Raw genomic sequence first — 12,592 nt, 5'->3', positions numbered from 1 at the left:
TCTTTATGTATATTTATATTACTTAGAGGTTGTTTAAAAACAATAGTTAAAATCTGAGCGACGGTATTATCTTTTTCCCTTTTAATAATTTCATATCTGAGAATTTTTAAAGTTACCTTAGCCTTGGTGTCTCTTTTGCTAAATTGTTGAAATTCGTCAGTCGCATAGCTCGCTATGCTCCTTTCTCATTTACAACAATTTATCTAAAAGATACACCACTCAGATTTTAACTCTTGTTTTTAAACAACCTCTTAACTGCGATTTAGCGGCAGTGTTGCCGGGCTACTTTTTCAGGGTGACGTAGATGGCGTCTTTTTTCTCTCCCTTGCCTTTCTCGACTCTGATTTCCTGAATTGTGTTCGGATCAATCTCATCCATACGGCCTTCGAAAATCTTACCGTCAACATATACGTCGACAGCTACATTCTCTCCGGCAACCATAACCACCGGGCGACCGTTGACAAGCACAGCGGCTGCACGGCTGCTGAGTCCATCATCTTCCCTCCCTGTATCCATTCCTTTCAGCTTGAAAGTAATGGGCAAGGAGTACCAGACTGCGACAGCTTTGCCGTTCATCTTACCGGGAGTAAAGACAGGGAGTGAGCGGACCACACGTTCAGCCTCCGCGTCAAGTTCGGGATCTACGCTGCGCTGGATTTTAGTCTCCCCGATGGTTCCGTCTTTCTGAATGACGAAACTGATCACCACACGCCCCTCAATCTTATTGTCATGAGCATTCTTGGGATAGCGGATGTTTTCAGAGAGATATTTCAACAGAGCAGCTTCGCCGCCGGGAAATTCAGGCTTCTGTTCACACTCAAAGAAAATCGATTTGTCTGACTGATTGTCAGCTGACGTCTGCGGCTCATCGGTGATGGCGGCGGGAGTCTCCTGAGGAGCCGGAAGGGTTTCATTTTGCGAAATTCCGGCGTTTTCACTATCTTTGCGTCCGATTGCCTCCGCAACAGTCTCACGGGCTTGTCCGCCGTAAAGAGCCGCATCGCTTTCCTTCAGGACTGCAACAGTTTCATCGGAAGACTTCTGAGTTGTCAGAAGAGTTTCTTCGGCCAATGGTATGACCATTTCGGCGGACGAGAGATCTTCAATTACCGAAGCAACGGCTTCGACATCAGTGACTGCGATGGCTGCGACGAGCGCAGGAACCAGGGCCAGACCGCGCAGACGGCGGGAGGCCGACGAATTTTGATTGTACATCATGGTGATACGTTTTTTAAGTTTACTATGATTCAGGCTGTTGGCAAGTGACGGGAATCTCGCGCCGACAGCCTTTTTTATTAACAACATCTGATAGTCACGGGCAGGAATGCCGGAATCGAGCACAGCCTTGTCGGCCTGATATTCATGGACGGTTTTAAGTTCCTCACGCATCAGCCATGCGGCAGGATTGTACCATTGGAAAATGCCGACAAGCTGAGCCACAAGCAAGTCAATCCAGTGGTGCAGGCCGAGATGCTTCAGTTCATGTGTCAGAATCATCTGTCCGCCTTCCTCCCAGTCGCGACGGCTCATGACCACATAGCGGCACCAGCTGAACGGGGCTATCCCGGCTTCATCGGTAAGCACAACCTTAAAACGGCCTTCGCTGACAAATGTACCCGCAGCGATTATGCGCCAGAGCCGGAAGCCGATCCACAGAGTGTAAGCCGTGACAGCTGCAATCCCCACAAGATAGATCCAGAGCAAGACCGTCAGCCACAAAGGCGGTCGGGCAGCCGCCACTTCATCGGCCATATAGCTGATGCCGATCTCTCCCACTTCGATCTCCGGCATCGCAACAGGGGCCTGAGCCGAGAGCGAGCCGAGAAAACCGATGACAGGCAAGGCCAACAACGATGCGGCATAGATGAGCCAGAGAGCCGCGCGATTGTAGGTGTGCTGATTTTCTCCGGCAAGCACCCATTTGTAGGACAGATACAACAGGGAGAGGAGAATGGAGCTATAAAGCGAATAGGAAAAAATTGCGCCCATAAAAGGAGGGGAGGTTGGTTAACGAAACAATTGCGTTTTTTTATAGGATTTCTGATCCGGATCTTACCTGTCGCTGTTCTTGCGCTCGACCAGGTCAATGATCTCACGAAGCTCTTCAACCGAGATCTTCTCTTCTTCGACAAGTGCGGAAACGGCATTCTTGTAGGAATTGTTGAAATAGTCGCTGACCAGGCGTGCAAGAGATTTTTTGCGGAAATCTTCCTGGCGGGCCACTGCATAATAGCGGTGTGAGCCACCGAAGACTTCATGGCTGACATGGCCTTTCTCTTCGAGAATACGCACAATGGTCGAGATCGTGTTGAAATGTGGCTTTGGTTCGGGATAGATTTCAAGCATCTCGCGGACAAACATAGGCCCGCGCTCCCAGAGCATGCGCATGATGACAGTTTCTTTTTCCGTCAGAATCTGAGGTTTTCTTCCTGGTTTCATAATCAAGAGAATATTGTTAGGGGGGTGTTTCTAACTAATACGTTAGTTGACATGGCAAAGATATAAACTATTTTTTAAGTTCCAAAACTAAACAATCAGTTCATCGCGTTAATTTTCTTTAATTTCAGGCAAGATACCCGGTAGTTCTCTTGCGGCCCCTTTACCAACTCAATTTTCAGCAGAGCTTTTTATATCTTTGCAATCAAGAAATCAACCAGACCATGATCCATGCACCCTACTCCCCCGCTGCCGACAGATATGACAGCGGAATGAAATACCGACGTTGCGGACGCAGCGGCATACTGCTGCCTGAAATATCGCTCGGCATGTGGCACAACTTCGGGGATGTCAACCCGCTGGCCAACTCAATCGCCATGACCCACTATGCCTTTGACCACGGCATCACCCACTTTGACCTTGCCAACAACTACGGCCCTTCATACGGCTCGGCGGAAGAGACCTTCGGCCTGATCATGAAAAAGTCATTCGCCCCTTACCGCGACGAGCTTTTCATATCGACAAAGGCCGGCTATGACATGTGGCCCGGCCCTTACGGCAACTGGGGTTCCAGGAAATATCTGACGGCGAGTCTTGACCAGAGCCTGCGGCGGATGAATCTCGACTATGTCGATCTTTTTTACAGCCATCGTTACGATCCTGAGACTCCGCTGGAAGAGACTCTTCAGGCCCTGGTCGACATTGTGCGCCGGGGCAAGGCTCTCTATGTCGGGATCTCGCGCTGGCCCTATGAGGCTGCCCGGACCGCCTATGACTATCTCGCCGCCCGCGACGTGCGCTGTCTGATCTATCAGGGGAAATACAATATGCTTGAGCGCTCTGACGAAAACGGCGGAATCATCGGCTGTGCGGACGAAAACGGCGCCGGATATATCGCGTTCTCCCCTCTCGCCCAGGGGCTGCTGACCGACAGGTATCTCCACGGCATCCCTGAAGATTCGCGCATCGCCAACGGAGGCCATCTGAAAAAGGAGGCTCTGACCGAGGATATGATCGGCAGGATCAGAAGTCTTGATGAAATCGCAACCCGACGCGGACAGTCACTGGCTGAGATGGCGCTTGCCTGGATTCTGAGAGACCGGAAAGTGACAAGCGTCATTGTCGGCGCAAGCTCGACCGCCCAGTTGCAGAAAAATCTCAACGCCCTGCGTTCTCCGGCTTTCAGCGAGGAGGAACTCCGACTGATCGACTCCGCCACACAACTTTGACATCCCCGCGGATGTTGAACAAGAGAACGTTCAGACAAGTTTCATCAATCAGACATACAACAATATGACAAACCACGAAGCCACAATTTACTTTGCCGGAGGCTGTTTCTGGGGCACCGAGCACTTTTTCAGACAAATCGACGGGGTGACCGATACAGAGGTGGGCTATGCCAACAGCCGCATCCCCCACCCGACCTATCAGGACGTATGCACCGGGCGCACAGGAGCCGCCGAAGGGGTCCGTGTGACCTACGATACTGACAAAGTCGATCTCCGCTTTCTGATCAGCCTCTATTTCATGACGATAGATCCGACTTCCGTCAACCGCCAGGGAAATGACACAGGCACTCAATACAGGACCGGGATCTATTACACCACACCGGACCAACAGCGCATAGCACTGGAAGAGGTCGGCAAAGAGGGCGCGAAGCACCAGGCTCCGATTGCCGTCGAGGTGATTCAGCTCCGGAATTTCTATCAGGCCGAAGACTATCATCAGGACTATCTCGTAAAGAACCCTGAGGGCTACTGCCACATTGATCCGCGGCTGTTTGAAATAGCCCGGAAGGCAAGGATGAAGACTGCTGAAAAATTTCCGGTCCCCACGGATGAGGAACTGCGGAGCCGGCTGACTCAGATGCAGTATGCCGTCACTCGTCAGAACGCAACTGAACCGCCGTTTCTCAACGAATATCACGACGAACACCGCAAGGGGATCTATGTCGATGTCATAAACGGCGAGCCGCTCTTTGTCTCGACCGACAAGTTTGACTCCGGATGCGGATGGCCGAGTTTCTCGCGCCCGATCAGCAAGGACCTGATCTCAGAAACGAGGGATCTGTCACACGGCATGGACCGCATCGAGGTCAGAAGCATCAGGAGCAATTCGCACCTGGGCCACGTCTTCCCCGACGGCCCGCAGGAAAGCGGCGGACTCCGCTACTGCATCAACAGTGCCTCACTCCGTTTCATCCCTCTCGAAGAGATGGCTGCCAACGGCTATTCCGGCTATATGGATCTGGTCAAGTAGGTCTGAAAAAAAGAATCCCGGAAAGCGTTTAAGAGGTTGTTTAAAAACAAGAGTTAAAAACGAAAAGCTATCACATAAAATCAAGACCGCCTGCTCCGGTTTGGAGCAGGCGGTCTGTCTCATATAGAAAACTTCGTTAGATCTTTCTATGTAAAGAGAATCGAGATTGGCGTCAATTATTTGTCAGCCTCGATTGTTACGGCGCGGTCGAGAGATACGAACTTCTCGCCCATGTCGTTGAGGTTGCCGTTGTTAACGGTTACGTTGAGCTGAGAAGCGTTAACACCGTTGCGGAGAAGAACGCGTTCAACACCCTTGGCACGAGCGTTACGGAGACGGTCGTTAACCTGGTCGGTACCGGTGTAGTTGTCAGCCCAGCCTGTTACAGTGTACTTCTGGTCAGGGTTCTGCTTCATGATTTCAGCAACAGCGCCGAGCACCTTGTTGTCAACACGAGAGATGTTAGACTTGCCGATAGTGTAGTAGATGGTGCAGAGGGGGCCTTCCTTGGCTTCAACCTTTTCAACAGGACGGTTGAGGCAGTCGCGGAGCTGACGTTCGAGGTCAGAGATGCGGGCGTTAGCAGCCTGGAGACGAGCTTCAACAGCGTCGCAGTTGGTGGGTTCGGGACATACAGGAACGATAGGAGCAGACCAGGTAGTCTTGTTGAAGTTGTAAGTAAGACCGAGGTAAGCCTGGAGGTCCATGTACTGCTTCTGCTGGAATGCTTCAGCTGAACCGGCCTGACGGAGGTCGTCAGTCAGAAGAGCTGCACGAACGTCGAGGTAGAGGCTGAGGTGCTTGTTGAGAGCGAAGTTGTTGATAAGACCCACGTGGGCAGTGAGGTTCTTGTTGCCGCCGTTCTTCCAGCCGTCACGTTCGCCGTTAGCTTTGAAGTCGGGAACATACTGCCAGTTGAAGCCTGCACCACCGTAAACGATTGCGTTGTAAACGCGACCCGGACGATAGCCGCACCACCAGTTGGTGAGGTTCAACATAGCGTCGAGGTTGATGCCGAATTCGTTACGTTTGTACTTGCCGAATTCATCGAAAGTTCCGTAGTAACCAACACCACCGTCTTTGCTGAGGCCTTTGACCTGAGTGAAGTTACCGCCTGCACGGAGACCTACGATGGGTGAGAACCATTTACCTACCCAGATACCGGCGTTGGGTGAGAAACGGTCAAGGAAGTCACGTTCTGAATTGTGGTTGCGGAAGTAATAGTTCATACCACCTTCAACTGACACGAACCAGTTGTTTGAGAAGCTATTGAAAAGATAGCCCTGAGCGGGATCTTCAACATAGCTAATTTCTTGGTTGCTCTGGGCCATTGCGCTATGACCGATGAAAAGAGCAGCTACCAAGCTAAGGATAGCACTTTTTTTCATAATAATTTAAATTATTGGAATAGTTGAAAAATGTTTGTTTTAAGACTGTGTCTATTTATTAAGGTGTATAGCCATTCCTAAGACTGCGGCATAGATGAAGAATCCATACCTATCTATGGAAATTATCGTCAAAGGTATAACTTTTTTTTCATTCTATCTAAATTTTAGCTAATTTTTCTTTAACAAACGCTAATTTTCTTCCTTTTTGACCAAAAAAGAAGAGTTTTCATGGTCTTTACGTGGAAATCATGGTTCAAAATACCAAAAAACATCGCTTCCAAGCCGATGTCAATGACGAAACCGAGCAGCAGAAGCGATGTTTCTTATTGTTGAATACCGGTCACAGATCTGCGTTCAGACAGCCTGACCGATTATCGGGACCTTGTTTCAGGCGCCGATGAATTTTTCTACGAGGCCTTTGACATGGTCGACTGTGAAGCCGAATTTCTCGTCAAGGACTTTATAGGGTGCGGATGCGCCGAAGTGGTCAAGACCGAAGACCATGCCGTCGGCACCGACAACCTCACGCAATGTTGAGGGCAGACCGGCTGTGAGACCGAAAGCGGGAACACCGGGAGTGATGACGGCCTTGCGGTAGTCGGCATCCTGAAGGAAGAAGAGACCGATCGAGGGCACGGATACCACGCGGGCCTTCTTGCCCTGCTCTGCGAGACGTTCTGCGACTTCGCAGAGGAGCGATACTTCAGAACCGTTGGCAACGAGGATGACATCGGGGTTTTCAGCCTCGACAACCACGTAACCGCCGCGGCGGCAGCCTGCGTTGGCTTCTGCGAAACGGTCGCCTGATGCAGCGGGCAGATCGGGGATGTTCTGACGGGAAAGGATGAGTGCCGAGGGGGTCTTGAAGTTTTCCATCGCCATAGCCCATGCCACAGAGGTTTCTGCTGCGTCACCGGGACGGAGAACGAGCATCGAGGGCTCACCGTTGAAGTTGCGGAGTTCTTCCATGAGACGGAGCTGGGCTTCCTGCTCTACGGGTTCGTGGGTGGGACCGTCTTCGCCGACACGGAATGCATCGTGTGTCCAGATGTATTTCACGGGAAGTTCCATGAGGGCGGCCATGCGGACTGCCGGTTTCATGTAGTCGCTGAATACAAAGAATGTTCCGCAGGCGCCGATGACTCCGCCGTGAAGGGCGATACCGTTCATGACAGCGGCCATTGTAAGTTCCGACACACCGGCATGGAGGAAGGCTCCTGAGAAATCGCCGTTGGTGAAAGGACGGGTCTTCTTGAGGAAGGCGTCGGTCTTGTCAGAGTTGGCAAGGTCAGCCGAGGATACGATCATGTTGTTGACCTTTTCGGCGAGCACTCCGAGGACATCGGCCGATGCCTGACGTGATGCGATTCCCGGCTTGTGGGGAATAGCCTTCCAGTCGATTTCCGGAAGTTTGTTGTCAAGGAATGTGTGGAGTTCTTTGGCAAGTTCGGGATTTGCAGCTTCCCATGCAGCCTGCTCCGCGCGTTTGGCTTTGACGATTTCGCGAAGCTCTTTGCGGCGTTCGTCGTAGAGAGCCTTGACGTCATCGAAGATAACCCAGGGGTTTTCGGGATCAGCGCCGAGGTTCTTCATTGTTGCTGCATAGTCGGCACCTGAAGCGCTCAGAGGCTGACCGTGGGTCGAGCACTGGCCTTCGAAATTGGAGCCGTCGGCCTTGACAACGCCACGGCCCATCACGGTGTTGCCGATGATCAGCGTGGGGCGTTCTTTCTCACCCTGTGCGGCGATGATGGCCTGTGCGATTTCCTGAGGATCGTTGCCGTTGATTTCAAGCACATTCCAATGCCATGCACGGTATTTTGCGGCTACATCCTCACGGTCGACAGCATCAACCATTGTTGAAAGCTGAACGCGGTTGCTGTCATAGAACATGATGAGGTTGTGGAGGCCGAGATAGCCTGCAAGACGGCCTGCGCCCTGGGAGATTTCTTCCTGAATACCGCCGTCGGAGATGAAGGCATAGGTCTTGTGACTCATCCATTCGCCGAAACGTGCAGTCATGAAACGCTCTGCGATCGCACATCCGACAGCCATTGTGTGGCCCTGGCCCAGAGGTCCGGATGTGTTCTCCACACCGCGTTCGGGATGAAGTTCAGGATGGCCGGGAGTCGGAGAGCCCCACTGGCGGAACTGTTCAAGTTCGGCCAATGTGTAGTGACCGAACAGAGCCAGGACACTGTACAGCATCGGAGACATGTGGCCGGGATCAAGGAAGAAACGGTCGCGGCCAAGCCACTTGCCGTCATCAGGATCGGTCACAAGGAACTGGGAGTAAAGAACGTTGACGAAATCAGCGCCACCCATGGCGCCTCCGGGATGGCCGGACTTGGCTTTTTCAACCATTGATGCAGCGAGCACACGGATATTGTCGGCTGCATGGTTAATTGCTGTTAGATTCATGGGGTTATTATATGTATAAGATAATAGTTTCCAGCGGAGGTTGATTGGTACACTCGATATTGATATGACAAACGAGGTGATGCAAATTTACAAATTAAAAACGAATTCCCTGCCATAAACGGCAAGGAATTCGACACACAATAGTAACAAATAAAATAGATGCACCCGCTTTTCCCAAAGAGGATTACCATCTATGCGGGCAATCCGGAATCTGCCATGCTTATGACTGAAAACAATAAGCCCGACATGGCTTATCGCCATACAGATTTCGGATCTATACGGTCAGGAGCCACGTCTTTTACAGACACAGCTCAAGTCAATTTGAATCTGGAATATGGAATGCTTATAATACAAGCGGTAGTTTTTATATGTTTTTATGTTGTTAATCCGTAAGCGGGCGGTACTGATCCGCAGACCAATAGCCGCAAACTATCCAGCACAGAAAGCACGCTCATCAAACGGGCCGGCTGAATACCATTTTTTTATAATCTGAAGAATTGCGTCACAAAATTATGGAATATTATCGAAATGGCAACAAAAAACCATGACATTTTTTCCAAAAAACTTCCTTTGGGCATATTCCGAGCCTCAAAGGACATATTGTAGAGAAAGAGCGTTTTCTGCCGGCGAAACCACACTGTCAAAATTACAATAAGCCTCTCCGGTCCATACGCTTAAATGGAAAATCCGATTAAATCAATCCCAAAATCCATAATTATCCGCAATCTGGCAATTTTATTTAAAAAGAATGTTTATCTTTGCTGAGTAATGAAACTCAGGTGACAGACCCGACACCTTTCCAACAACAAATTCTAAGGATCTAAAACAAATATATTTTTAAATAAATCTTCTTCTACCAAAAATCAAAAAATGGAAACTACTGCAAAGAACAACGGGCGGATAGTGGCCATCGTGGCAATGTTCTTCCTTTTTGCCATGATTTCGTTTGTCACCAATCTCGCCGCGCCTCTGGGCACGATCTGGAAAAACAATTATGACTGGTCCGGAATGCTCGGCAACATGATGAACTTCCTCGCCTATCTCTTCATGGGCATTCCCGCGGGAAATCTTCTGACAAAGATCGGATACAAGAAAACTTCACTCTATGCAATGATCGTAGGCCTCGTCGGTCTTGTTTTCCAGTGGCTCTCAGGCATTGTAGGTGCCGAGACAAGCGTGTTCACTGTGAGCGGACAGGCTGTGACACTCAATTTTATCATCTATCTTTTGGGTGCGTTTATCTGCGGTTTCTGCGTCTGCATGCTAAACACAGTAGTCAACCCGATGCTCAACCAGCTTGGCGGCGGCGGCAACCGCGGCAATCAGCTCGTGCAGATCGGCGGCTCGTTCAACTCTCTGGCCGGCACTCTGACCCCGCTGTTTGTCGGCATGCTGATCGGCCAGGTGACAAACACCACCTCTATGGGTGATGTCGCTCCCCTGCTCTACATCGCAATGGGTGTCTTCGTAGCCGCATTCATCATCATCAGCTGCGTCTCCATTCCTGAGCCTCACCTGAAACAGGGAGCACAGAAATCCGTATCAAAAAAATCGCCATACAGCCCCTGGAGTTTCCGCCACACCACTCTCGGTGTGATCGGCATCTTCTTCTATGTCGGCATCGAGATCGGCATTCCCGGTGTGCTGATTTTCTATCTTAGCGACAGCAGTGTTTCCGGAATCACCGAAAACGCGACAGCCGTAGCCGGCGGTATCGCGGCGATCTACTGGCTGCTTATGCTCGTAGGCCGTCTGGTTTCAAGCGTGATCTCAGGCAAAGTCTCCAGCCGCGCCCAGCTTATCGTGGTTTCAACAACAGCCATCATCCTTATCGCAATCGCAATCTTCATGCCAAGCTCAATCCGCATGTCAATGCCTGCTTACAGTGCTGCTGACGGCTTCTCGATGGCTCTGGTTCCGACCAAAGCTCTCCTGCTCGTGCTCTGCGGCCTGTGCACCTCTGTTATGTGGGGCGGCATCTTCAATCTTGCAGTCGAAGGTCTCGGCAAATACACAGCCCAGGCATCAGGCATCTTCATGATGATGGTTGTCGGCGGCGGCATCATGCCTCTCATCCAGAACGCTATCGCAACCAATGTCGGCTACATGGCTTCATACTGGCTCGTAATCGCCATGCTTGCCTACCTGCTTTTCTACGGTCTTGTCGGTTCCAAGAATGTCAATACAGACATTCCTGTTGACGAAGATGCAGATCCGCGCAATCTATAACAACCGCTTGGTGTCTGAATCACATTCGTGACCTCAGGCTCCAACAATGGGTTCATTCATAACAAACGCCCGCACGGCCTTCAGCGACCGAGCGGGCGTTTTTAATATGCCGTCAATGAGCCTGGACCGTTGCCGAATATTCCACTCCCCCTACCCTACCTCACAACTAACAGGTTGTTTAAGAAGCCGCCTCTGGAAGCGGTCTGCATGAGCCTATGCGCCCTTGTTGCGGGAGTGACAAATCTGATAGCTCAAGTGAAATAATACCGCCGACAGCGGCCCTCCTGCATTCAGTTCAAAGGCTGATCCAATGGCTGACGTGGAGCGGGAAGAGGTGCGCTTTTACGGGCTTTACCCGATGATTTCCGCTTTGACTTACGCGGTGCTTTGGCTGAGACCTCACTTACTCGGCGGGAATCCGGGGAGGTTTTTCGGGCCAACACCAACGAATCTCCGGCAGATTCCGACGCTGCCGTTCCTGCGCCTCTCTTCAATGAATCGTCAGCTGATTCCACACGAAGCGGCAGACCGAGGCTATCGTCAGCCCTAACCGTTGTCTCAGCCGCTTCCGCATCACCTGAGGCTTCGGTTGAGCGCCACCTGAGGTCACGGCCTGCCAGAATGACGGCAAGCGCCACAAGGAAGCAGGCGAGCACGATCAGCCCTCTTCGTTCTCCGGAGGTAAAGTAAGCCATAGGGAAATGCTTTTCAGATTCTAATTTTTGTTTTAAGACCCTCTCAGAATTCAATATTCCGCACGGGAATTTTTTTCGCCGCAAATTTCGCAGGGAAAACGCCGTAAATATAATAAAAAAATTTCACCGCAGGTCCCGTTGATGGGACTTACGGTGAAATTTTTATAAATGAATCTCGTTGTCAGCTTTGAATTATTCAGCTGCGGGAGCTTCAGAAGCAGGAGTTTCAGCCTGAGCGGAAGCCTCAGCTGCGGGAGCAGCGTTCTTGCCACCGCGACGTGAACGGCGAGTGCGGGTCTGCTTCTTGCCGCCGTTGTCCTTGAGCATGTTTTCGTTGTAGTCAACAAGCTCGATGAAGCAAGTCTTGGCGTTGTCACCGAGACGGTTGCCGGTCTTGAGGATACGGGTGTAACCACCGGGGCGGTTTGCGATCTTCTGAGCGATTTCGCGGAAGAGTTCAGTCACAGCCTCCTTGTTCTGGAGATGAGCGAAAACCAGACGGCGGTTGGGAGTGCTGTCTTCCTTAGCGCGGTTGATGAGGGGCTCAGCATAGACGCGGAGTGCTTTAGCCTTAGCGAGAGTTGTGAAAATGCGTTTGTGCATGATCAGGGAAATCGTCATGTTGGCGAGCAGAGCGTCGCGATGAGCCTTCTTGCGACTGAGGTGATTGAATTTTTTATTGTGTCTCATCGTTATAATTACTCTTTATCAAGTTTATATTTGGAAATATCCATTCCGAAGGAGAGATTGAGGTTTGCAAGAAGCTCATCGAGTTCGGTGAGTGATTTCTTGCCGAAGTTACGGAATTTCAGGAGGTCGGTCTTGTTGAAGACCACGAGTTCACCAAGGGTTTCAACCTCGGCGCTCTTGAGGCAGTTGAGAGCGCGGACAGAGAGGTCCATATCCACGAGCTTGCTCTTGAGGAGCTGTCGCATGTGGAGCACTTCTTCATCAAATTCTTCTTCACCGTCAGTTTCGTCCGTTTCAAGAGTGATCTTTTCATCGGAGAAGAGCATGAAGTGATAGATAAGAATTTTGGCTGCTTCCTTGAGAGCGTCTTTTGGCAGAATTGATCCGTCGGTGGTGATTTCAAGTGTGAGCTTGTCGTAGTCGGTCTTTTGATCAACGCGGAAGTTCTCCACTGTGTATTTCACATTCTGAATC

10 protein-coding genes are annotated in these 12,592 nt (G+C 50.8%); 3 read left to right on the top strand and 7 right to left on the bottom strand.

The window, feature by feature from the left end:
- Nucleotides 1-282 precede the first annotated feature (282 nt).
- Both K2H17_RS05495 and K2H17_RS05490 read right to left on the bottom strand, forming a co-directional pair.
- Nucleotides 283-1,989 (bottom strand): M56 family metallopeptidase, encoded by a 1,707-nt coding sequence (locus K2H17_RS05495; protein ID WP_300132344.1) that lies wholly within the window; start codon nt 1,987-1,989, stop codon nt 283-285.
- Nucleotides 1,990-2,052: 63 nt separating this feature from the next.
- Nucleotides 2,053-2,439 (bottom strand): BlaI/MecI/CopY family transcriptional regulator, encoded by a 387-nt coding sequence (locus K2H17_RS05490; RefSeq protein ID WP_300132341.1) that lies wholly within the window; start codon nt 2,437-2,439, stop codon nt 2,053-2,055.
- A 221-nt stretch (nt 2,440-2,660) separates the two neighbouring features.
- Between K2H17_RS05490 and K2H17_RS05485 the strand changes: the two genes are divergently transcribed.
- Both K2H17_RS05485 and msrB read left to right on the top strand, forming a co-directional pair.
- Entirely contained in the window at nt 2,661-3,665 is a 1,005-nt protein-coding gene (locus K2H17_RS05485; RefSeq protein ID WP_300132338.1) for an aldo/keto reductase, read from the top strand.
- 64 nt (nt 3,666-3,729) lie between these two features.
- Nucleotides 3,730-4,695 carry a peptide-methionine (R)-S-oxide reductase MsrB gene (gene msrB / locus K2H17_RS05480; RefSeq protein ID WP_300132335.1) on the top strand — a complete coding sequence of 322 codons (966 nt, stop codon included), beginning with the start codon at nt 3,730-3,732 and terminating at the stop codon, nt 4,693-4,695.
- A gap of 176 nt (nt 4,696-4,871) precedes the next feature.
- On the opposite strand, the gene K2H17_RS05475 is transcribed toward msrB, so the two are convergent.
- The gene (locus tag K2H17_RS05475; RefSeq protein WP_300132332.1) at nt 4,872-6,083 is read right to left on the bottom strand and encodes an OmpA family protein; all 1,212 of its coding nucleotides are present in this window, start codon (nt 6,081-6,083) and stop codon (nt 4,872-4,874) included.
- A 387-nt stretch (nt 6,084-6,470) separates the two neighbouring features.
- Entirely contained in the window at nt 6,471-8,504 is a 2,034-nt protein-coding gene (locus K2H17_RS05470) for a transketolase (RefSeq protein ID WP_300132329.1), read from the bottom strand.
- A gap of 870 nt (nt 8,505-9,374) precedes the next feature.
- On the opposite strand from K2H17_RS05470, the gene K2H17_RS05465 reads away from it, so the two are divergent.
- The gene (locus K2H17_RS05465) at nt 9,375-10,733 is read left to right on the top strand and encodes an MFS transporter (RefSeq protein ID WP_300132327.1); all 1,359 of its coding nucleotides are present in this window, start codon (nt 9,375-9,377) and stop codon (nt 10,731-10,733) included.
- Between the two features lie 290 nt (nt 10,734-11,023).
- Here K2H17_RS05465 and K2H17_RS05460 read toward each other — a convergent pair whose 3' ends face one another.
- The 3 genes from K2H17_RS05460 to K2H17_RS05450 form a co-directional block, all read right to left on the bottom strand.
- Nucleotides 11,024-11,428, bottom strand: a complete 405-nt coding sequence (locus K2H17_RS05460) for a hypothetical protein (protein ID WP_300132324.1) — start codon at nt 11,426-11,428, stop codon at nt 11,024-11,026.
- Between the two features lie 192 nt (nt 11,429-11,620).
- Nucleotides 11,621-12,118, bottom strand: coding sequence for a 50S ribosomal protein L17 (gene rplQ / locus K2H17_RS05455; protein WP_300132322.1), 498 nt, complete (start codon nt 12,116-12,118; stop codon nt 11,621-11,623).
- A gap of 8 nt (nt 12,119-12,126) precedes the next feature.
- Nucleotides 12,127-12,592 (bottom strand): DNA-directed RNA polymerase subunit alpha C-terminal domain-containing protein (locus K2H17_RS05450; RefSeq protein ID WP_300132320.1); only part of this gene is annotated, 466 nt, incomplete at its 5' end.

Source organism: Duncaniella sp. (genome assembly GCF_029054785.1).
Lineage (GTDB): Bacteria > Bacteroidota > Bacteroidia > Bacteroidales > Muribaculaceae > Duncaniella.
Note: the sequence above shows the minus strand (reverse complement) of the source record. Positions and strands in the feature narration are given on the sequence as shown.

Bases quoted from the DNA above. Each gene is read 5' to 3' on its own strand.
- K2H17_RS05495 (WP_300132344.1), bottom strand. From the start codon at position 1,989: ATGGGCGCAATTTTTTCCTATTCGCTTTATAGCTCCATTCTCCTCTCC.
- K2H17_RS05490 (WP_300132341.1), bottom strand. From the start codon at position 2,439: ATGAAACCAGGAAGAAAACCTCAGATTCTGACGGAAAAAGAAACTGTC.
- K2H17_RS05485 (WP_300132338.1), top strand. From the start codon at position 2,661: ATGATCCATGCACCCTACTCCCCCGCTGCCGACAGATATGACAGCGGA.
- msrB (WP_300132335.1), top strand. From the start codon at position 3,730: ATGACAAACCACGAAGCCACAATTTACTTTGCCGGAGGCTGTTTCTGG.
- K2H17_RS05475 (WP_300132332.1), bottom strand. From the start codon at position 6,083: ATGAAAAAAAGTGCTATCCTTAGCTTGGTAGCTGCTCTTTTCATCGGT.
- K2H17_RS05470 (WP_300132329.1), bottom strand. From the start codon at position 8,504: ATGAATCTAACAGCAATTAACCATGCAGCCGACAATATCCGTGTGCTC.
- K2H17_RS05465 (WP_300132327.1), top strand. From the start codon at position 9,375: ATGGAAACTACTGCAAAGAACAACGGGCGGATAGTGGCCATCGTGGCA.
- K2H17_RS05460 (WP_300132324.1), bottom strand. From the start codon at position 11,428: ATGGCTTACTTTACCTCCGGAGAACGAAGAGGGCTGATCGTGCTCGCC.
- rplQ (WP_300132322.1), bottom strand. From the start codon at position 12,118: ATGAGACACAATAAAAAATTCAATCACCTCAGTCGCAAGAAGGCTCAT.